The sequence below is a fragment of the Priestia sp. D51 genome, from assembly GCF_053345675.1.
In genome coordinates this window covers 46,323-67,229 of record NZ_JBLTIR010000011.1, presented here as the reverse complement: position 1 = coordinate 67,229, position 20,907 = coordinate 46,323, and the positions used below count along the sequence as shown (strand labels likewise).

Here is a 20,907-nt window from a genome sequence, read left to right as displayed (position 1 = left end):
TTTCCCTACCGCAATTAGGGGGAACGGTTTAAGTGTGTTGGTCGCACTACTTAAACAGTTGAAGTCTTTTTTCTATTCCGGACATTTTTGTTAGTTTTATTATAGCGTTAATTAATCTCATAATTCAATAAAAATTAGTAATATATCTCAAAAGAATTCTTTTTAACTGTTTTTCCCTAACAATAAATTTGTTTTATTATACAATTCATTTTAAAAAATGAGGCGGGTCAAAAAAATATCCCTCCTCATTATATTGAAAATATGTTATAATCAGTAACTTTTATAATGAAATTACGACACTATAATAATAAAAAGCTTCTACTAGGATAGTAGAAGCTTTTTATTATTTACCGATTAATTTTTCCCACCATGTTTTTTTCTTTTCTAACTCTGCACTAGCAGAAGCTTCTTCAATCATTCTTTTACTTTCTGATAATCCTTTTCTTAACTCACCAATCAACTCAGTATCTTTTCTGTTTATCATTTGCTTTAATTCTTGGTTGGTTTGGCTAACTTTCTGTAACTCTTCTACTAACTTTTGATTAAATTGCATTTGCTGTGTCATTTGTTGTTCTTGTTGTTGTAACATCTTTTTTATTTCACTCAGCTCATCATTTATAGAAATAGAGCCTTTCTCTTCTTGATTCTTGACTGTAATAGTTATAGGAAGCCCATCACTTGCCAAATTATCGTTTACATCATCTTTTAGTAATCCCTCACTATAGAGCTCACGAATTTTTTTTAATAGATCTAGTGATTCAATACTTATTTTATAGCGTCTACCTTCTTTTTTGAAATTCAAAAACTGTTCATGATTAATTAAATACCTTTTTAATGTTTCAGGAGGAATATTGGTATACTCAGATGCTTCTGGTACACCAATAAAATTTGTACTTTCAGAAGTATTCATTTAATCCACCACCATTTACTAATATTTTATGTACATTCACTCAGTTCACAGTCATTCACATATGATTTTCACGAGGGTTCATTCGATTCACGGTCAATCACTCACTTTGTTTACCTATATTCACTTAGTTCACAGTCATTCACCTGTTGGTTCTGTGATTGTTCACCTAGTTCACAGTCGTTTATTCATTTAATTTTATATGATTTCGACAAAAAATCAACAATTCCTGTTTCGGATTTGTGTATATAGTTTATATTATGAACTACTAAGACTTTAGTTTAACTTAAGTTCTACTTATGTGAATAGTGATGTGTTTCGTGGTGAATACATGGTGAACTTATGTGTGTTTTGGTTTAACTTAAGTTTCGGGAGTTAGAAAGATGGTTATTAAGTTAAACTGAAGTTCAACCGTGTGTTCTTGTTAACACTAATCTCTGTTTTATAAAAATAGGAGAGAACAATACAATAATGAACCAATAGCATTTATTATCTATTTTTAAGAATTGAATTAAGGTAATTTCCATTTCATATGTAGAAAACGTTTATTGAGTTCATGGAACATTTGGCATCGATCAGAATAACAAAAAATTCTTTTTCATAAAAGATGAGACCTTAGACTATCATATGATTCAAAAAATGGTAAAAAAGTAGTTTTATTTATCTTAATGTGAACAAAAAGAGATTATTTAGTTCTTATATATTAGAAATAAAGGGATTGTTGATTCATGTAAATCTAGTCGAGAGTTTGGTATCATGAAAAATAATGTAAAAAATAACAAAAAATAAATAATCAGCTGGGAGGAGGTATTAACTTGTTACTTTCAAAATTGATAGATTATTATGCTCTGCATGATTTGCATAAAGACCGAAGTGAGGAGAATCAATACTGTATTGATTCTCCTCATATACCAATAAATATAGATAGAGAAACTTTTTTTGAAGTACCAGCATCACTTTCAGATATAGGATTGAACATAACTTCTACAGACAAAGGATACAGAATAGGTGAATTTGGATTTGAAAGTTTGATACCTTCCGGGGATGATCTCAATGACTACGTAAGAGGAGAGGCTTACTTAAATGAATCTGAAAGTAAGCCTAATGTTATTTTTGTACATGGCTGGCGAATGAAAGGGTTTGATCGGGTAAAGAAGATTTTTCATAATTCGATTATGAATAATTTAGGATGGAATATGTACTACTATACGCTTCCTTACCACTTGGAACGTCAGCCAGAGACATCACTTTATAGTGGCGAATTTATGGTTAGTGCCAACATTCATAGGACCGTTGAATCTACTAGACAAGCAATTGTTGATCTCAGGGCTTTGATCCAATGGATAAAAAATAACAAACAAGGTCCTGTAATTATAATAGGTGTTAGTCTTGGTGGCTTTATCTCAAATTTAGTTGCTACACTTGAGTCAGAAATCGATGCATTAGTTTCTATATTCTATTCTAATCGCCTCAGTTATTCAATATGGAATACGATTCCCGGTAAGTATATAAGACAGGACTTAGAGGCCCATGGTGTGAATTATAATGATTTAGTTAAATATTGGGAATTAATGGAACCAAATCAAGCTACTCCAAAAATGAATAAAGATAATATACTACTGATTTCTGCTAAACACGATCAATACGTTCACATTCAAGATGCAGATTTGTTATGGGAATTGTGGGGGAAGCCTATACGGTATGTCTACAATTGTGGGCATGCAGGCATAGTTCTTAAACGAAAAAAAATTGCAAAGGATACCATTTCGTTTCTACAAAATAAGCTAAAGAGGTAATTAACATATGTTTATGTTTATAATGGTGGCTTTACTGTGGTTAATGAGTTCAATTCTTTTTTTTAGAAATCCTCAAAATGAAAAAATTAGATGGGCAAGTGTTATAGGGTTTTGTGGGGGCTTTGGAGGAATAGGGGCCTTACTAGGAAAAGGGATAGATAGACCAGAGTGGATATTACACTTGGATGGAATATTTACATCAATAGGACACTATTTTACTCCATATGGTATGTTGATTTTTGGAATAGTTTATTCAGATGTCATTGGTAATGTCCGAAAGAGAAATATATTAAAGTTGCTTTTACTAATTCCGATTTTCATTATGTATTCTATGTTTCAAGTATATCCAGAATTTAGAGTTGATTTTCGTATTTTAGCGATTTGGGTAGCACCATATGTGATAGCAGCTAATATTTTATTGATATACTCCGCATGGCGAGAAGATCGTCCAATTATTAAAAGAAGAAAAATATTGACTTGTGTATTTGTAGTTCCGATGTTTACATTTGCACTAACTACAAATATTATCTTAGAAGCATTGGGGATCGTGGGCGTATGGCGTTATAATCCTTGGATTATTGTAATCCAATTTCTTGTATTTGTTTACTTTGGAGTTAAGTATGGAATTCTTGGAGTGCGGATTAGATTTGAAAAAGAAATGCGTGATTCTACAATGAAAGCAGCGCGTTCTGGTACAGCGTTGTTCAACCATACAATAAAAAATGAAATAGCTAAAATTGATTTATTAGTGAATCAGATCAAAGAACAGATTCCACCTGAAGAAAAGTCAGCTGAAAATCTAGGGTTAGTTTTAAATTCAACGAATCACGTTTTAGAGCTTTCAAGGCGTATTCAAAGTAAGTTGGATGTTATAGATCTTAAAGAATCTGAATTTTCTCTCACTGAAAGTATCGATTCAGCAATTAACTTGCTTAGACCTTACTTAAATATGAATCCTGATATTACAATCATTAAGCAGTATGAAGTTGATGCTATAGTCTTTGGTGATACCGAACAATTACAAGAAACTTATTTAAATATAATCAAAAATGCCAGTGAGGCAATGAATGGTCAAGGTGTAATTTTAATAAAAGTCTACAAAACTCGAAAGAGGATTCACATTGACTTTATAGATGAGGGTAAAGGAATTGGAAAAGATGAGCTTACCCGCGTGTTAGATCCATTTTATTCAACAAAACATAATCAAACAAATTTTGGACTTGGCTTAACCTATTGTTACAATGTCCTCAAAAAACATGGTGGCGATATTTTAGTGAAAAGTAAAGTCGAAAAAGGAACAACTTTTACATTAACTTTGCCTTCCAAGAGAATTATTGAATTTAGGGTAAGTGAACAATCTAACTCTAAACTAGTAGGAGAGAATAGCCTATGGACAAAATAAAATTAATGATTGTAGAAGATGATCCTGTTTGGATGCAGTGTATAAGTGATTATATAGAAAAAGAGAGCGATATCATTGTTGTTAAACAAGCTTACAACAAAGAAGAAGCCTTACAAGTTGATTATAATAATATTGATGTAGTTTTATTGGATTTAACGTTATTAAAAGATGAGAGTGACGAAGAGAACCTAAGTGGTCTTGAAGTCGCTAGGCATTTATACAAAAAAGGTTTAAAGAACACTATTATGCTAACATCTTGGGACGAAAAGGATATTATACTTGAATGCTTTGATACAGGGGTTGTTAATTACTTAACAAAAACATCTTATAGAGACATCCCTGACGCTATTAGAGAGGCGTTTAGGGGGAAAGTTAGCCTCCATGCCGATGTCACAAATGTATTAGTTGGAGAGTTAAGGAAAGAAAGAAAAGTAAAGATATTAACACCAACAGAACGTGAAGTTTATACCTTAAGGGAACAAGGATTAAATAAATCACAAATTGCTGACAAATTATATAAATCTGTTGAAACAATAAAAAGACAATTACGAATTATAAAAAGCAAAATGCAGTGAAGAGTTAGTTTGTAGCTAATTTTTCATTGCCTTTTGCTTTTTTTTGTTATGTGTTCAAGGGCTATAGTCTATAAAAAGACTATGTATTATACCACAATTATATCCGTTTGAAGAGGGGTATTTTTTTGACCCTCCCCTAAACGGATAAAATCTTCTAACATATATTTATAACTTATTATTTATTAACGAGTTAAGTAAAGACTTTAAAGATTCTCTGTCGGACTGTGGTAATCGGTTAACTTTTAAAAGTATATCCGTAAGCAACCTAACTTCGTCAGAAGACAAAGAGCTAATTATATTTGTAAGTTGGCTTATTTCAGGGGTATAAGAGGCATCTGTTTTTTCTTGAGAAGCACTTATAGGCAAAACATCGTTAAGCGTGACACCAAGAGCATTACAAATTTTGGCTAAGGATTCCACTTGAATAGATCGAGTACCTCTTTCTATTTCGCTGATTGTACTCTGTGAAGTTCCCGATAAAGAACCTAATTCCATAGTGGTAAGTTTCATTGCCTTTCTATATTCTTTGATTTTTACACCCATATATTTCTTGATATCCATTGTACTTCATCCTTATAAAATATTTGTATTTAGATTTATTTTATCAGAAAAAATTCGTAAATAATAAAAACTCAAAAATATTTTTAAAAAAATTATCTTAAAACTGTTTACGAATTATCTGTTTTCAAATATAATGTGTTTAAGGAGGTGCTGGAAATAAAGACCATAAAAGAAAAGAGGTTGGAAAAAAGTGGAGTCAAACCTATCTAGCTCAATTATCAGGAGTTCCGCAACCCACTATTTCTCAAATCGAAAATGGGACTCGTCAATATCCAACGTTTGAAAATATGAAGAAAATCGCAGAGGCATTGGATCTTAGATTAGAAGATATTTTCTTACCAAGTCAGAAGGATATGAACTAAGTTTTTAAATACTTAACAGCTTAAAGGGGCGATGAACATGGAAGCACAAAAGCGACTAGCATTCTATGATATATCAGACGCACGAGTGAAAAGTGCCAAAACCTTTGATGGAAAGTTGTATACGTTAAAAGGAGGGATAGCAGTAGAAAAAGGCACAGGCGATGTCAAACGTGTAGCTGATATTTATTATGAAGTACGCTCAGTGATGGATCAGGCACATACCATTGTCGCCAAGCGAAGAAAAAAAGATGAGGAATTAAAGGAAGTTTTACAAAAGACCTGCTAGTTCTTAGATGCAGCATACAAGCGATTTTGAAACGTGCCGAGAGCACGAGAAGTGGTACCTTGACAATTACATATTGCGTGCCTCCCCTAAACGGATCACAAGGGGGTTAAGGTATACGATAACGATAAGGTTCGATGAGTGCGTCCTAAAACTCATCGGTGATCTAGCAATAAAACAGTGACGGTGTATCCACGATCTGTGAAGAATGGTGGCGTGAGGGTAACTCCGAAGAAGCGACAACATTCCAAACAGTAGATACACGAGGTTCTTCGTACATGCCGAAAACGTTGTGCATTATTGGGCTTAGTGAAAACTATGCATGCCAATATAGGGTTTGCCCTTCCAGCCAGAAATGGGTATATATTTCCTTTCATAGCCTTGAAAAGACAGAGATGATTGCTAAACCTATGGTAAAATATGACTCTCGGTAGGTTTCAGAATCGCTTGTTATGTCTGAATATTAAGAACAAAGGAGAATGGTTATGAAAAACAAAAAATGGTTAATTTCTGCGGTAGCAGGAATCGTTGTGGCTCTAGGAATAGGCACAGCGTTTGTCTCTTCCTACAATTCAAGTGAAGTGAAAGGAAATGGTGAATTAGAAGAATTACACCCTCTAGAAATGAAAAAATTTATGAAAGAGGATGGCACAGGATTTGTGATGTATTCCTTTGAGGAAAGTAAACGAGATATTTACATGAATGAGGTGGAAAAAGCCTTAAAAGAACAGGGGGTAGATGGAAAGGAACTAGATAGTAACGATCCTCAATATGATGGTTCAAAAAACCAAACAGATTATGGATTGACACAGAATGCTGAAACTTTAGCTGCCTATAAGGATGGAGAATTAAAACAACAAATTAAATTAAGTGACTATGATCCATCTCAACTAGAAACAGAACTTTCTCATTTTATTGAAACCTCCAAAGAACTGTATTTCGAAAAATAAGAGGTAAGCTTTGAAAGGTGGTGGTATCTTGACGATCTCCCAAAAGGAATTAAAGAAATCGAAAGACCTCGTGGAAAAGTTGTTAAAAGTAAATGGAAACAAATACAATGACTGGTTACATCAACAGCACCAACAGTTTATTGAAGAAAATCAAGATCTAATTCTTCAAGCATTAAGTGCCTTTACAGGTCAAGAAGAAGAGGAGGAGGAGAAAAGCGAACCAAAAGTAGCTGAACAAGTTCCTGTAAGACCACAAAGCATTCCAGTAACACAAAACTAACGAAAAAGAGGAGTGAAATACATGTTAGATTTATTAAATAGCGTGGATGTAACGCAGTTAACTTCGCATTTAACCCTTGGGGCGGCTGATGGCATGAATGGCCTCATAGAAAGTGGAAAGTCTATTATCAAGTGGATGCAGCGTATTGCAATGGTTGCCGCAGCTCTTGCCTTTTGTGTAGGAGGCTATCACTTAATTTTAGGTGGAGAACGAGGTCGTCATAAATGTATCGCATGGTTTGTTGGTGGCGCAGTTGGGTTAGTGGTTGTTATGGGTGCCTATGCATTAGCTGAAGGTGTTAATACAAATATCCGATTCGGAAGCTAAGAAAGCTATACAGTTGATTGTATAGCTTTTTTCTATGCTCATTTTTAGATGAAAGGAATGGAGAAACATGCTGTCTGTCATGTTTATAAAAAGTGAGACAAAAGAGTTAAAGCCATTTCAAAAGTTATCGATTCCAGAAGCATGCGAGATAACAGAAACAGTAGAGACACAGTATCGACGTACTAGAAAAAAGGCTCATGCTGATTTTTTTATCCTCGATGAAGAAGATCAAGAGGTATATGCAGGAACATTGTTCATTGGATCAGGGCATGCTCGTCATGTAGTCGATCATATTAAGAAAAAGTTAAGCTCTTTAAAAATGGACGATATACAGTAAGTTCGAAAGAGAAGTTTTCTTGAACAACTGGAAAAGGAAGTACCGGACCATCCGAAAACAACAGATGGTCCTTTTTCTTTAGAGGAAGAAACAGAGAATCATATGCGAACGACTCAAACACCTGTCCTTTCTACTCGTAATCGAAGGTTGATCTATGGAGGAGGGGTTTTATCCCTTCTTATCCTTTCAGCAACGTGTTTTTCGACGGTAGCTACTTCTCAAGATCGAGCTGAAACCATTCAAAATTTACAAAAACAAGTCAAACTCGAACAAAAAATAACAGGAACATATGAAAGGGCGCTCTTAGGGGATTCACAAGGGGCTTTAAAACAACTTTCTTCTATTGATGAACAAAGTCTTACGAAAGAACAGAAAAACGTTTATATGAGCCTTCTCGTCGATCAAAAAAAGTATGAGAAGGCTGTTAAACTTCAAGGAGACCATCCAGAAGTAGTGGAAAGCATGATTTCAAAGAAGGGAGATGTTAATGCGTTAAAAGAGTTTCAACAAACGTTTCCTTCGCCAAATGGAGCTTTTGATCTTGCCTATCACGAACAACGATGGAAAGATATGATGAGCCAATCAGGAGTAGAAATGACCGATAAACGATATGAAATGAAGGCTTATGGATATCTGAAGCTAGATAAAGTGAAGGAGGCCAAAGAAGCAGCAGCACATATTCAAAGCCAAGACTTGAATCAAAAAGTAGAAACCTATGAAAAAACGAAAAAAGATATAGAAGAAACGAAAAAACAAGTGGAGGAAGAGAACAAGAAAGACAAAAAAGATGAAAACAAAATCAAGTCGTTAACGGATCAACAAAAGAAACAAGAAGAAGCTCTAAAGAATTTATAAGAAAGGATGGATAGGATGTATACACGAACGAAAGTGAAAAACCAGAAGCAAGCCTTTGTCGTAGGCGTTGAGTATTATGAAGAAGATTTATTTTTAGAAATCGAATTAGGCACGTTTCACACAACTGAGCTTCATGCCCAACGTATTGCCAACAGTATCCATAATGTCATTCTTTTAGAGAATCAGATTGTCATCATCTTTAAAAATGCCGATTCAATCACTCTTACAGATGATTTTTTGAAATATGTATTCAAGTTTCGATTATGCACGAAACCAACTATGCCACCTCTAGATATCTCCAAGCTCACTCAACAAGAAAAAGACGACTTAGTTTGTAATGAAGCCTATGTAATAACCGAAGAGGATATGAAAGAGGTACAATGGGACATTAACACGGCTTTTCGTTACCTTCAACACAAGTATGAGGCAAGAGATCAAACGTTCTTTTCTCTTTCATCGAGTGCCTATTATGTCATTCCTACTTCTGAAGAGATTGACCAGGAGGGAATGAGAAATGCAACCTAATAAATCCATCAAATATGTGGTCGCTGAAAAACAAGTACTTATTCCTTTAAGTGCTTGTTTTTTTGCGTCTATTCTACTCATCTTAAACTTTCTTTTTAACATAATGAGGAATCTCGTTCAAACAACGTTTAGTGATGTATTTGAACCGCAGCCTTTTCATTTGAAAACATCTTTTCTGACAGAGATTCATCTTCAACAGTACACACCTTTATATGGAGCCATGTGTTTAGTGGCTGCCTTATTAACAGCAAAGTTTGCTCACAACATTCGATCCAACTTCAAAGATTTAAACCACAATCAAAAAGGATCGGGGCGATTTACAACAAGAAGTGAACTAAAAAAGCAATATCGAAAAGTACCTGAAAAAACGACAACGTATCAAGGTGGAGGTGGTGTACCTGTTTCACGTATTCAAACCTATGACCTCATTCAGAATTGGAAGGAATATAAAGCTTTAAAGGGAATAGAGAAGCTTCTCAAAGCCCATAAGCTTTTTTCAAAAAGAGGATATTTACTTATCGATGATTCACCCGTTAATAATTTGATCATTGGGATTACACGATCGGGGAAAGGGGAAACGTTTGTTTTTCCAACAATCGACGTATATTCTAGGGCTGAAAAGCAACCTGCTCTTGTACTCAATGATCCAAAAGCTGAGATCCTTGCAGCTTCTAAAGAGATTCTTGAAAAGAGAGGGTATCATATTGAAGTTTTAAACTTACTAAATCCATTAGAATCAATGAGCTATAACCTTTTAGAAATGATAAAAGAAACGTATAAAGACGGTGATTATTCTACTGCCCAAGCATTGTGTAATACGTTATCCTATACGCTTTACTATAATCCAAATGCCAAAGATCCGTTCTGGCAACAATGTGCCATGAGTTTATGTAATGCCATGATTCTTGCTGTAACGGATAAGTGTATTAAAGAAAAGGAAGAGCATAAAATTACGATGTACACAGTAGCGAATATGTTGTCGGAGTTAGGCTCTAAAGAGGTTGTGATTAATAAAAAAGGAGATACTCAAAATGCGTTGGATTTGTATTTTGATGGGCTTCCCACAGAAAGTGTAGCCAAAATGCAGTATGCGACATCGAACTTCTCAAAAGGCACGACAAGAGGAGGGATTTTCACTCAAACAATGAATGGTTTATCCATTTTTACGTTTGATGAAATTGCCAAGATGACCTCTAAAAACAGCGTCGATTTAAAACGTGTGGGTTTTGGAAAAACAATCAAAGGAACAGCAGCACCTCTTACTCGCTTAGAGATCATCTTTCCAGACGGTCAAACGGAAACCATTAAAACGGATGGAAAAGGATTATTCGAACTCAACTTTACAAGTGATTTGAAGCAAAATGATGAAATTATTCTAACCGAAAAGTTGAGTGATAAAATTGTTACTTCGTCCAGACTACAATCGGTTATTTCTATTAACAGAATCACGAAAGAGACAGGAGCTACTGCATTTACAGTTGAAAAGCAGCATCCAACCATTCATGTAAAGGAAGTGACGTATTTTACAAAACCAATTGCTATATTCATGGTCACACCTGACTATGATTCAAGTAATCATGTGATAGCGTCGATTTTTGTTCGTCAGTTGTATTATATACTTGCCAAAAATGCTTCATTAGCAAGAGGAAACAAGTGTCATCGAGAAGTCATTTTTTTACTTGATGAGTTCGGAAATATGCCTGCGATTGAAGGAATGTCGAACATTATCACCGTTTGTTTAGGTCGAAATATACGTTTTAATTTAGTTATTCAAGCATATCCGCAGCTGAAAAATAAGTATGGAGATGACGCAGCAACAATTGAAGGGAACTGTGGGAATACGATCTACGTTCTCACAAACAACTATGATACAGCACAAGAGGTTTCGAAAAAGCTTGGAGAAAGCACGATTAACTCAACATCTCGAAGTGGAAAAGGACTTTCTACTGATAAGAGCAAGACTGAAGGTGTCGATAACAAGCATCTTTTAACACCTAATGAGTTAATGGAATTAAAAGAAGGAGAAAGTGTCGTCATTCGAGTTGTCAAAAGACAAGATAAAAAACGTCGTAGAGTCAAAGCACATCCCATCTATAATACTGGAAAAACATCGTTGAAATACCGTTGGGAATACCTTGGAGATTATTTTAACACAGATCGTTCGATTCTAGATATTGATATTTCGTCTTTACATGAACAAGTCAATCCAAGATCCTTGGTGATTCATAATTTCTTTCCTTTTCAATCACAAGCTCCATCAGTGGAAAAAGAAGAGGAACTAGCCGACGATCCGTTTGCTTCTCTAACGTATGAGAACTATAAAACTAAGACAGTCAAAGAGTTTTTCGGTGGAGATAAGAACGTTTCTACTGCTCTAAAAGAACACTTACCAAAAGCGATGAATAAAACGGTAGAAGAGATTGAACAGCAGTCCATGAGTGATTTTGAAGAGGAATTAACGATGTTAGGAGTTAGTGACCAATTGAATAAAAATGTCCACAAACTTCTTGAGGTAAAAATAAATACCATCATTAAGAAGTTACAACATGAGATGGAAAAACAAGAAGCTTAATATCAAAAGGGGGAGAAAGAATGACAAGTATTTCAAAGGAATTAGAGCGTATTTTAGAGGACTATGCACCGATTGTAAAGGAAGGACATCAAGTGTTAATTGGTTTACTAGATGGCACTATACATTTGGAAAAAGGGCAGGAAGGAGAAGCACCTGTACAAATTCGTGTTTCTCCTCTGGATGAAAGATTAGAGATAACCGTTGATACGTTGTTTCAAGGCATGTAATACCTTCGTAAGGAGATGAGCAGATGAAGGATGAAGAAATTCTTAAAAAGCTACGTGAGTTTTCAGAGTACTTAGATGTTGGAAATATCGTCACCTATATGTTACGGAAAGTTGGGTGGGCGTGTATTCAGCTTCTTTCGTTTCTAGTGGATGGATTGGAAGGAATTACAGATAGTATTTTAGGAATCAAATCGTTCTTTAATTCACCCGAAATTCAAGACTTTATTACCAAGATTCAACCCTTTTTATATGTGTTACTGGCTTTTTCCTTTCTGTATATCGGCTATATGTTGATTATTCAAAAGAAAGTCAATCGTGAACAGATTATGATTAACATTTTTATCTCAATGGCAGTCTTACTTTTATTAAATACAAGTATGTTAAAGGCAGATAAATTCACCGATCAAGCCATTGAAGCCGTTGATTTGAATGAAAAAGGCACCGTCAGTGAAAAGATTATTAAAAGTAATATAACAGATGTAGCGCAATTCGATCTTACAAAATGGAAGAGTCCCAAATTAAAAGAATCGAATAAAGTGCCACAAAAAAATATTATGATGATTGATATTACAGAAAAGATAGATGAAGATTTTAAAATGAATGAGAAAGATAAGCTATCGGATGATGGACAAAAAATCATTACACATAAGGCAGATATTACACCTGATGGAAAAGAAGGATTAGTTGAATTAAACAATGGATGGTTTGATTTCTTTCCTGAGCTTTACTATCGATGGTCATGGAACTTCTGGACAATTGCTATTTCCCTTTTTGTCATAGGGATGACGTTGTTATTTACGTCTATTAAGTTGGCAAAATTATGTTATGAGCTAGGATTCAATGCGATTTTAGCCCAACTAGTCGCGCCTGCCGATGTAGCAGATGGGCAGAAGTTAAAAGCCGTTCTAAAAAATATCCTGAACACATTCCTTGTGACGATTATGATCTTCATATCCATGAAGGTCTATTTGATGGGAACGGTCTTTATTAGCGATAAATTAGAAGGTATTCCATACCTGATCGCATTGATTGCCTTTAGTATTGCTGTTGTAGATGGGCCTGTAATGTGTGAACGTCTCTTTGGCATCGATGCCGGACTCAAAAGTGGTTGGGGCGCTCTGGCAGGAGGGTTTGCGATGGCAAAAGGACTTGAAAGTGGCATCAACATGATGGGCAGAACAGCAAAAGGAGGAGCCAATCTTGCCAAAGGTATTGGTGGTGTTGGAAAAAGCCTTGGTAGTGGTGCTCTTCAGACAGCAGCAGGAGTTGGAGGTTTTGGTAAAGGGTTAGCTACACAAGGAAATAAAGAAAAACAACCAGCTCTGCATGAAGAAATGAAAAAGGCAGGAATGGCAGGTGAGAAAGGAAACGCTGCCTCTAAAGGTCAAAACGCAGGAAATGAGCAAAAGGCTCAACAACAGGGATTATCCTCTACTGAAAAACAAGAAGGGGGTAAAAATACTGAAGGAAATTCTTTAGAAGGAAAAGGATCAGGTCAAGGCACATCTTTACAAGATGAAATGGAGGCAGCAGGTGTTGCTACTGATAGTCAGGGATCAACTTCCTCTGTAGAAGGTGGAAATGCATCTCTCCATGATGAAATGGAGGCTTCTGGCTATAGTGAAAGTGCAAATGAAGGCATTGGATCTTCTGTAGAAGGTGGAAGTGCTTCTCTACATGATGAAATGGAGGCTTCTGGTTACAGTGAAAGTGCAAATGAAGGTACTGGATCTTCTGTAGAAAGTGGAAGTGCTTCTTTACATGATGAAATGGAGGCTTCTGGTCATAGTGGAAGCACAAATGGAGGCAGCTCTTCTGTAGGAAAAGTAAGTACTCCTCTTCATGGTGAAATGAAGGCTTCTGGTCATAGTGGAAGTACAAATGGAGGCAGCTCTTCTGTAGGAAAGGCAAGTACTCCTCTTCATGGTGAAATGGAGGCTTCTGGTCATAGTGGAAGCACAAATGGAGGAAGCTCTTCTGTAGGAAAAGCAAGTACTCCTCTTCATGGTGAAATGGAGGCTTCTGGTCATAGTGGAAGCACAAATGGAGGCAGCTCTTCTGTAGGAAAAGCAAGTACTCCTCTTCATGGTGAAATGGAGGCTTCCGGTCATAGTGGAAGTACAAATGGAGGCAGCTCCTCTGTAGGAAGTGTGAGTACGCCTGTTCATGAAGAAATTCAAACTTCCGGTTACGGTGGAAGTACAAGTGAAGGCAGCTCTTCTGTAGGAAGTGTGAGTACGCCTGTTCATGAAGAAATCCAAACTTCCGGTTACGGCGGAAGTACAAGTGAAGGCAGCTCTTCTGTAGGAAGTGTGAGTACGCCTGTTCATGAAGAAATTCAAACTTCCGGTTACGGCGGAAGTACAAGTGAAGGCAGCTCTTCTGTAGGAAGTGTGAGTACGCCTGTTCATGAAGAAATTCAAACTTCCGGTTACGGCGGAAGTACAAGCGAAGGCGGATCTTCTGTAGAAAGTGTAAGCTACCCTACACCAACAAGAGAACCTTCTGTTTCTATGCCGACAGGGATGGATCAAGCACAAGCACAAGTGGCAGCTACACAGGAACCTCGACAAGGAAAACAACGGATTGAAAAAGACACAGTTCCTACTTCAACAGACGATATTCCAATGCCAGATCAGAACCGGATAGAAATACGCAATATTGCACAAGTGGTAAAAGATAACTTTAAGGGAGGGGTAGGAAAGGTAAAAGAACGTATTGATAATTCGCAAACAATCCATAAAACAAAACGTTCTTATCAAATTGGACGAAATACAGGGCGAGATTTACGAAACCTTGGATCAAAGAAACGAAATAAACCAGAAGAGAAGTAACAAGCGTTACTTCTCTTTTGTATGGGAAGGAGAAGAGTCATGGAAAACTATAACATTCCAAAAGAAATCTCAACGGAATTAAAGATTAATAAATCTCTGTATCTCTTTGATTTGTTGTTCATTATTGGCTTACTTATGGTCACAATGATGTTACGTTTTTTTATTCATCCTACACTTCAAATTCCCTTTTATATCTTCATGGGCATATTTGGGGTATTGATGATCGTTAGACCGAGTACGAACCCTAAAAAACGAATGTATGAGGCGCTATTGCTTACATTGGTACGAAAGAAGAGCACGTATTGTGCGATAGATCGAGATCAAGAATAAAGGAGGGTATGATAGATGGCATTATTTGATGAAAGAATCCTAGAAAAAGAGAAACCTATTTTAAAAGAAAAAAAGACAAGTAACTCCCTTCTCTTTGATGAAAAGGAACTGGATAAACGGATCGCTCAAACAAAGAAAAAGAATCCTTTTTCTCTGTTACAAACTCCAAAGGCTGAAAAGGAAAAAAAGAAAGAGAAACTACCGGAGGTAAAGAAAAGTGTAGCTGACATTATTCCCATCATCGATCAAACAAATAGTGGGTTATTTCAACTAAAAGATGATGGTGGCTTTTTTGGGATCTGGCAGCTTCAAAGTACAGATATCAATGCCATGCATGACCAAGAGGCAGGACGCAATATTTATACGCTGGCCAAAACGTACCAGGGCGATAAAGATCCGTTTAAAATTATCTCGTTAAACTTGCCTGTTTCAACACAAAAGCAACAACAGTATCTTGAAAAGAAAATTCTAGAAGCAAACAATGCGTTATCCCTTCGGTTCTTACGAAAGAAATTAAAAGAACTTCAATATTTAGAATGGGGGCGAACCAATCGAGAATACTTTCTTTTTCTATATGGACCGACTGAACTCGCTGTAAAAGAGCGAAAAGATCAATTTATGCGAGATATTCAACTGGCTGTCCCTCTGTTACCTGTTTCGGATGAAAAACAAATTAACCTTCTTTACAAACTCTACAATCAAAACGCCAAGCTTGGTAATAAACAATAAGAAAGGATGATAAAACCATGATAACTTTACCTTTTCGTAAAAAAGAGAAAACACCTCAAGAGATCAAGCAGAAAAAAGGATACAATCCCTATTTTGTTGCACAGATTCAACCACAAGGAGGCGTGAGCTTTAAAGAAAACCTTGTTCGAAATGGCGATGGGTATTCGACGTGTATTCATATCTATGAGTACCCAACGAACGTGAATGATTTTTGGTTGGAACCGATTATGAACATGCCAAATGCCATTACTACCTTAGATGTGGTAAGCGATGAGCGAAAACAAGTCGTAGAAGCGATCAATAAAAATATGTCAGAACAAAATGCACGGCATGTGAATGCCAAAGAAAACATTGATCGTATGGATGCCCAAGAACAGTATTTAGATATGAAAGAGTTATACCGTCAAGTCACAAATGGAGAAGTAATCAAACGGATACACCTTCGCATTTATATTGCAGAAAAAACGATTCCTGACTTAGAAAAGCGATTAAAAGAAGTCATTCATCACCTTGAAACGCATAACTTCAGAGGATCCATTTTTTTAAATGAACAAGAGTATGAGTGGGAATCATTAGTGACGCATTTTGATATACAGAAGAAATACCCTAATAAGCGAAAAGGAAAGGAAATCCCCGCATTAGCACTAGCCGGAGGGTTTCCTTTTCATTTTACTCACTTAGATGATCCATACGGCACGTATCAAGGAACAACCCGTACAGGTGGCAGCGTCATCTTTGATTTGTTTCATAAAGATCAACAACGAAAAAGTTATAATGCGGTGTTGATGGGCTTAATGGGCGCAGGTAAGTCCACGTTTTTAAAGAAAGTCACCACAGATAATGCCATTAAAGGCTATAAGATTCGAGGCTTTGATATTGTAGGAGAGTTCGAAAGTCTCGTCAGAGAATTAGGAGGTAAACAGATTGCGCTAGATGGATCAGAAGGGCAAATTAATCCCTTACAAGTGTTTAAAACGCATGTACATGAGATTAATAGCTTTACGCAGCATTTATCCAAACTAACCGTTTTCTATCGCTATATTGCACCAGAAGCAAAAGATGATGAATTAAAAGAGTATGAAAAGTTACTTCGTAAACTCTATATCCAAAAGAAGTTATGGAATGATGAAAAAGGCGCAAGCAATCATATTACGGGACTTTCACCAGAAGCCTATCCAACCTTTAGTGAGTTTCTACAGCTCATTCGGAAAGAGCTATATGCAAATGAGAAAACAAGAGAGCATCATCCAAACTTAGGGGAGTATCGGAAACGTCGTCTTGAACTAATCGAGCTTAACATTGAAAACTTGGTTGAAACGTACGCTCATTTGTTTGATGGCATTTCAACCATTGAAGATTTTAATGATGAACAAGTCGTATTCTTCTCGATCCGTCATTTATCGAAATTAAAAGATGAAATTGCACAAGCACAGCTTTTCAACGTCATGAGTTTATTGTGGGATGGGATGCTGCAGAATGGAGAAGTACAACTGGCAGCCTTTACGAAAGGGACATTGACCTTTGAAGATGCTGTTCGTTATCTCATTGTTATTGATGAGGCTCATCATTTGATTAACACGAAAAAAGGAAATGAACATACCTTAGATTTCTTAACCGAGTTTAGTCGAGAAGCACGAAAATACTTTGCAGGCTTGATTTATGCGAGTCACTTAATTAGTGATTTTGTTCCAGATGGTTCGGAACAAACAGCGATTGAAAAAATTAAAAAACTCTTTGATTTAACGCAATATAAATTCATCATGCAGCAAGATGATAACAACTTAGATACCATTCAACGAGTGTTTAAAACAGGGATTACTGATAGTGAATTGGCTGAGATTCCGAAGCTGCCAATTGGGGATGTGCTGCTTTGTATTAAGTCCGTAAAGAATATTCTCTTTCATATTGAAATCGATGAGGAAGAAAAAGTGCTGTATGGTGGAGGTGCGTAAGCCTTGCATATCGTTTTACAGCTCATTCCAAAAAAATATTTGATTGGAGGCACGTTGATCCTGTTAGGATTATCGGGCCTCTTAATCATGAGTACGATTGTAGCCATTACAGGTGAATTTGAAAAAGACAGTCAACAAAGTGAGGTAACAGAGATTGAAGGCGGAGGCATTGGTGTAGGAACAGCTAATGTGTCACCAGAGGTCATGAAGTATCAACCCTTACTTGAAGAGTACGCACAAAAACATGGGCTAGACGCTTCGTATGTGCCAATTATGATGGCATTGATGATGCAAGAAAGTGGAGGAAGAGGAAACGATCCGATGCAAAGTAGTGAGTCGTTTTGTGGATCAGTTGGATGTATTTCTAGTCCTGAATTATCGGTCGATAAAGGAGTTTTACATTTTAAAAGTGTCCTAGAAAAGGCTCATTATGATTTGAAGCTTTGCCTTCAGTCGTACAACTTTGGTGGTGGCTTTATCAATTTTGTTATGAAAAATGGGGGCAAATATACACCAGAATTAGCCATTAAATTTTCTCAAATCCAATATCAAAAGGTAAAACATACAGGGATTTATCACTGTGTACGTCCTGAAATGGTACCGTATCAAGCTTGCTACGGCGACTCAGTGCGCCCGTAATGGGTGATAAGAGAACATGGTGATTGCAAACCATTAGGTCTTCCCTAACTGACCTAGCATCACTTGACTAACCTTGGATGGAAACTGAAAGGGGACAATAGCATGTCAAGAAAGCCGCAAGTTGACTAAGCATCAAGTCAAGACTGAACGGCAAGATGTGAAGTATGGATAAGGATGAAAGCTAAACTGCTTTAACGATAGCACAAGGAAGGCTACCGTAACTCATTTCGGAAAGATGCTTATATACGAAATGTGGTAAATGATATAGCGATAGTTGTGTCGTCGTTATATATAGGGACATTTATCATCCTTCATTATAGATGGAAACGTGTGAAAGTCGCATCCGAAACCATACGAGCAAGTCTCTTATCTCCTAAACGGGGATTACCTAAGTTAGGGTGCCAGAAGGCTATTGAGGATGATTTCAAGGTTCTGCCAAGAAGTGTGGCTCATGAATACCTAATAAGGTAACGGAGCCTTCGTAGTAGTCTGAGCTAGGGAAAGCCTAGTACATGGCGAAGGAAGGCAGTCTGTCAGCTTAAAAACGAACTTGGGGAGGTGCGAAAGGCATCATGCAAAGTCCAACAGTAGTATTAAGCAACCTGCAAAAACAGAGTCAAAAGCCAAATTACAAATTTAGAAGACTTTACAGAAATCTATACAATCCTGAATTTTATCTCACGGCATACGACAATCTTAGTAAAAATGATGGTGCTCTTACAATGGGTGTTGATAAACGCACTATTGATGGTTTCTCAATAGAAGATATTGAAAAACTTATACCCACTCTTAAGGACAGAAGTTATCAACCCTTTCCTTCTAAAAGAGTGTATATCCCGAAGAAAAACGGCAAAAAGAGACCGTTAGGTCTACCAAGCTTCACAGACAAATTGGTGCAGGAAGTAGTGAGAATGATATTAGAGGCTATTTATGAACCAACGTTCTCGGCGTCATCTCATGCTTATCAAAAGAAGAAAAGTTGCCATACTGCACTTCAGGAAATTCAACGAACATTTACAGGAAGCCGGTGGTTTGTCGAAGGGGATATCAAAGGTTTTTTCGATAATATTGACCATCATACTCTCGTTAATATCTTGCGAAAACGTATTGATGATGAGGCATTTATTGAACTGGTATGGAAATTTCTTCGTGCTGGATATATGGAGGAGTGGAAGTTTCATAATACATTTAGTGGGGCACCACAAGGTGGTATTATCAGTCCTCTCCTTTCAAACATCTACCTGAATGAGTTGGACCAATATATGAAAAAGTCCATAGAAGAATTTAGAAAAGGTAGAAAAAGAAAAGATAATCCAGAATACGTAAGAAAATATACTCAAATGAGAAACGCAATTCGAAAATATAAATTGGCATTAGAGAATGAACTCTATGATGAAGCTCAGCAGCAGTTAAATAAGGCAAAAGAAATAAGGAAAGAATTGCGTTACATTTCTTTTAGTAATCCAATGGATTCCACTTATAGACGTCTTACTTATGTACGATATGCTGATGATTTTCTTATTGGTGTAATCGGATCAAAGGAAGATGCCAGAGGTATCAAAGAAGCTTTAACAAATTACCTAATGAAGACACTTAAGTTGGAACTATCTCAGGAAAAAACATTAATTACACACGCATCCGAAAAGCATGCGAATTTTCTTGGTTATAAAGTTCGTGTTTTCTCAGGGAGTGAGCCTCGAAGAGACGCCATTGGAAGAGTATGTAGATACCTAAATGGAAAAGTTCAATTGAAAATGCCTCATGAAGCTTGGGTTAATAAATTAAAGCAATACCAAGCCATTACAATGAGTACCGATGGTACTTGGATGCCAAGAGAGAGAGTATACTTCATGCACAATGAAGATTTAGAGATTGTTTCGCAATATAACAGTGAGATAAGAGGATTGTACAATTACTATCGGCTAGCAGAAAACGTGAGTAACCATATGCATCGTTTCGCTTACTTTATGTACTACTCTATGTTAAGAACCTTTGCATGTAAGTATAGAGTAACCACAAAGAAGATTCGCAAACGTTATGAGAGAAATAAACGATTTACTATCACTTATAAAACAACTCGTGGAGAAAGAAAACTATCTTTCATCGAAAGAAGTTTTCCACGACAAAAGAGTCTAAAAGAAGCAGAATTAGACCTTTTACCAAACAATCGTTATGTACAAAGTACAACTAAACTCTCTGACCGAATCAAGGCGGAACAATGTGAATTGTGTGGGAAGACAAATACAACTATTCACATGCATCACGTTAAAAGATTAAAAGATATAAGGAATAAGCCGAACAAGTCTTCTTTAGAAAAACGAATGGTCGCGAGGAATCGCAAGACTATTGCGTTATGTAAAGAATGCCATATTAAAAGGCATAAAGGTGAAGTCTAGCAGGTGACAGATGGAGAGCCGGATACATCGAGAGATGTAAGTCCGGTTCGGTGAGGAGCATTCGAAAA

General features: G+C 36.4%; 21 protein-coding genes. 19 read left to right on the top strand and 2 right to left on the bottom strand.

Annotated features, from left to right (window positions below):
• Positions 1–343 precede the first annotated feature (343 nt).
• On the bottom strand, positions 344–910 hold the full coding sequence (locus tag ACNHOZ_RS25885; RefSeq protein WP_154974994.1) for a hypothetical protein: 567 nt from the start codon (positions 908–910) through the stop codon (positions 344–346).
• 812 nt (positions 911–1,722) lie between these two features.
• Between ACNHOZ_RS25885 and ACNHOZ_RS25880 the strand changes: the two genes are divergently transcribed.
• The 3 genes from ACNHOZ_RS25880 to ACNHOZ_RS25870 are packed head-to-tail and all read left to right on the top strand — an operon-like array spanning position 1,723 to position 4,680.
• Positions 1,723–2,703 (top strand): alpha/beta hydrolase, encoded by a 981-nt coding sequence (locus ACNHOZ_RS25880; RefSeq protein WP_447697366.1) that lies wholly within the window; start codon positions 1,723–1,725, stop codon positions 2,701–2,703.
• Between the two features lie 7 nt (positions 2,704–2,710).
• Positions 2,711–4,105, top strand: a complete 1,395-nt coding sequence (locus ACNHOZ_RS25875) for a sensor histidine kinase (protein ID WP_226556595.1) — start codon at positions 2,711–2,713, stop codon at positions 4,103–4,105.
• On the top strand, positions 4,093–4,680 hold the full coding sequence (locus ACNHOZ_RS25870) for a response regulator (protein WP_154974989.1): 588 nt from the start codon (positions 4,093–4,095) through the stop codon (positions 4,678–4,680). Before ACNHOZ_RS25875 ends, ACNHOZ_RS25870 begins: the two co-directional genes overlap by 13 nt.
• 165 nt (positions 4,681–4,845) lie before the next feature.
• Here ACNHOZ_RS25870 and ACNHOZ_RS25865 read toward each other — a convergent pair whose 3' ends face one another.
• The gene (locus ACNHOZ_RS25865) at positions 4,846–5,241 is read right to left on the bottom strand and encodes a helix-turn-helix transcriptional regulator (RefSeq protein ID WP_154974987.1); all 396 of its coding nucleotides are present in this window, start codon (positions 5,239–5,241) and stop codon (positions 4,846–4,848) included.
• 239 nt (positions 5,242–5,480) lie between these two features.
• Here ACNHOZ_RS25865 and ACNHOZ_RS25860 point away from each other — a divergent pair, with 239 nt between their 5' ends.
• The 16 genes from ACNHOZ_RS25860 (at position 5,481) to ACNHOZ_RS25785 (ending at position 20,839) form a co-directional block, all read left to right on the top strand.
• On the top strand, positions 5,481–5,603 hold the full coding sequence (locus ACNHOZ_RS25860; protein WP_447697376.1) for a helix-turn-helix domain-containing protein: 123 nt from the start codon (positions 5,481–5,483) through the stop codon (positions 5,601–5,603).
• Positions 5,604–5,640: 37 nt separating this feature from the next.
• Entirely contained in the window at positions 5,641–5,889 is a 249-nt protein-coding gene (locus ACNHOZ_RS25855; protein WP_335443467.1) for a hypothetical protein, read from the top strand.
• Between the two features lie 482 nt (positions 5,890–6,371).
• Positions 6,372–6,836 (top strand): hypothetical protein, encoded by a 465-nt coding sequence (locus tag ACNHOZ_RS25850; protein ID WP_447697365.1) that lies wholly within the window; start codon positions 6,372–6,374, stop codon positions 6,834–6,836.
• 28 nt (positions 6,837–6,864) lie between these two features.
• Positions 6,865–7,116, top strand: coding sequence for a hypothetical protein (locus ACNHOZ_RS25845; RefSeq protein ID WP_097825489.1), 252 nt, complete (start codon positions 6,865–6,867; stop codon positions 7,114–7,116).
• Between the two features lie 21 nt (positions 7,117–7,137).
• On the top strand, positions 7,138–7,443 hold the full coding sequence (locus tag ACNHOZ_RS25840) for a hypothetical protein (protein ID WP_047933325.1): 306 nt from the start codon (positions 7,138–7,140) through the stop codon (positions 7,441–7,443).
• Positions 7,444–7,510: 67 nt separating this feature from the next.
• Positions 7,511–7,780 carry a hypothetical protein gene (locus tag ACNHOZ_RS25835; RefSeq protein WP_447697364.1) on the top strand — a complete coding sequence of 90 codons (270 nt, stop codon included), beginning with the start codon at positions 7,511–7,513 and terminating at the stop codon, positions 7,778–7,780.
• 102 nt (positions 7,781–7,882) lie between these two features.
• A complete protein-coding gene (locus tag ACNHOZ_RS25830) occupies positions 7,883–8,635 on the top strand; it encodes a hypothetical protein (RefSeq protein ID WP_447697363.1) in 753 nt (250 codons plus the stop codon).
• Positions 8,636–8,650: 15 nt separating this feature from the next.
• Positions 8,651–9,160, top strand: a complete 510-nt coding sequence (locus ACNHOZ_RS25825; RefSeq protein WP_447697362.1) for a hypothetical protein — start codon at positions 8,651–8,653, stop codon at positions 9,158–9,160.
• Complete coding sequence (locus ACNHOZ_RS25820) at positions 9,150–11,732, top strand: VirD4-like conjugal transfer protein, CD1115 family (protein WP_447697361.1); 2,583 nt, start codon at positions 9,150–9,152, stop codon at positions 11,730–11,732. The genes ACNHOZ_RS25825 and ACNHOZ_RS25820 overlap by 11 nt, the downstream gene beginning before the upstream one ends.
• 20 nt (positions 11,733–11,752) lie before the next feature.
• Entirely contained in the window at positions 11,753–11,959 is a 207-nt protein-coding gene (locus tag ACNHOZ_RS25815; protein WP_029325363.1) for a hypothetical protein, read from the top strand.
• A 23-nt stretch (positions 11,960–11,982) separates the two neighbouring features.
• The gene (locus tag ACNHOZ_RS25810; protein ID WP_447697360.1) at positions 11,983–14,793 is read left to right on the top strand and encodes a pLS20_p028 family conjugation system transmembrane protein; all 2,811 of its coding nucleotides are present in this window, start codon (positions 11,983–11,985) and stop codon (positions 14,791–14,793) included.
• A 39-nt stretch (positions 14,794–14,832) separates the two neighbouring features.
• Positions 14,833–15,123 (top strand): DUF5592 family protein, encoded by a 291-nt coding sequence (locus ACNHOZ_RS25805; RefSeq protein ID WP_447697359.1) that lies wholly within the window; start codon positions 14,833–14,835, stop codon positions 15,121–15,123.
• 15 nt (positions 15,124–15,138) lie between these two features.
• Positions 15,139–15,852 carry a hypothetical protein gene (locus ACNHOZ_RS25800; protein ID WP_447697358.1) on the top strand — a complete coding sequence of 238 codons (714 nt, stop codon included), beginning with the start codon at positions 15,139–15,141 and terminating at the stop codon, positions 15,850–15,852.
• Positions 15,853–15,869: 17 nt separating this feature from the next.
• A complete protein-coding gene (locus ACNHOZ_RS25795; protein WP_447697357.1) occupies positions 15,870–17,804 on the top strand; it encodes a VirB4 family type IV secretion system protein in 1,935 nt (644 codons plus the stop codon).
• A 3-nt stretch (positions 17,805–17,807) separates the two neighbouring features.
• Positions 17,808–18,443, top strand: a complete 636-nt coding sequence (locus ACNHOZ_RS25790) for a lysozyme family protein (protein WP_447697356.1) — start codon at positions 17,808–17,810, stop codon at positions 18,441–18,443.
• Positions 18,444–19,015: 572 nt separating this feature from the next.
• A complete protein-coding gene (locus tag ACNHOZ_RS25785; RefSeq protein WP_447697355.1) occupies positions 19,016–20,839 on the top strand; it encodes a reverse transcriptase domain-containing protein in 1,824 nt (607 codons plus the stop codon).
• Positions 20,840–20,907: the final 68 nt, after the last annotated feature.

Coding starts and splice junctions, on each gene's coding strand:
- ACNHOZ_RS25885 (WP_154974994.1), bottom strand. CDS start 910: ATGAATACTTCTGAAAGTACAAATTTTATTGGTGTACCAGAAGCATCT.
- ACNHOZ_RS25875 (WP_226556595.1), top strand. CDS start 2,711: ATGTTTATGTTTATAATGGTGGCTTTACTGTGGTTAATGAGTTCAATT.
- ACNHOZ_RS25870 (WP_154974989.1), top strand. CDS start 4,093: ATGGACAAAATAAAATTAATGATTGTAGAAGATGATCCTGTTTGGATG.
- ACNHOZ_RS25865 (WP_154974987.1), bottom strand. CDS start 5,241: ATGGATATCAAGAAATATATGGGTGTAAAAATCAAAGAATATAGAAAG.
- ACNHOZ_RS25855 (WP_335443467.1), top strand. CDS start 5,641: ATGGAAGCACAAAAGCGACTAGCATTCTATGATATATCAGACGCACGA.
- ACNHOZ_RS25850 (WP_447697365.1), top strand. CDS start 6,372: ATGAAAAACAAAAAATGGTTAATTTCTGCGGTAGCAGGAATCGTTGTG.
- ACNHOZ_RS25840 (WP_047933325.1), top strand. CDS start 7,138: ATGTTAGATTTATTAAATAGCGTGGATGTAACGCAGTTAACTTCGCAT.
- ACNHOZ_RS25835 (WP_447697364.1), top strand. CDS start 7,511: ATGCTGTCTGTCATGTTTATAAAAAGTGAGACAAAAGAGTTAAAGCCA.
- ACNHOZ_RS25830 (WP_447697363.1), top strand. CDS start 7,883: ATGCGAACGACTCAAACACCTGTCCTTTCTACTCGTAATCGAAGGTTG.
- ACNHOZ_RS25825 (WP_447697362.1), top strand. CDS start 8,651: ATGTATACACGAACGAAAGTGAAAAACCAGAAGCAAGCCTTTGTCGTA.
- ACNHOZ_RS25820 (WP_447697361.1), top strand. CDS start 9,150: ATGCAACCTAATAAATCCATCAAATATGTGGTCGCTGAAAAACAAGTA.
- ACNHOZ_RS25815 (WP_029325363.1), top strand. CDS start 11,753: ATGACAAGTATTTCAAAGGAATTAGAGCGTATTTTAGAGGACTATGCA.
- ACNHOZ_RS25810 (WP_447697360.1), top strand. CDS start 11,983: ATGAAGGATGAAGAAATTCTTAAAAAGCTACGTGAGTTTTCAGAGTAC.
- ACNHOZ_RS25805 (WP_447697359.1), top strand. CDS start 14,833: ATGGAAAACTATAACATTCCAAAAGAAATCTCAACGGAATTAAAGATT.
- ACNHOZ_RS25800 (WP_447697358.1), top strand. CDS start 15,139: ATGGCATTATTTGATGAAAGAATCCTAGAAAAAGAGAAACCTATTTTA.
- ACNHOZ_RS25795 (WP_447697357.1), top strand. CDS start 15,870: ATGATAACTTTACCTTTTCGTAAAAAAGAGAAAACACCTCAAGAGATC.
- ACNHOZ_RS25785 (WP_447697355.1), top strand. CDS start 19,016: ATGCAAAGTCCAACAGTAGTATTAAGCAACCTGCAAAAACAGAGTCAA.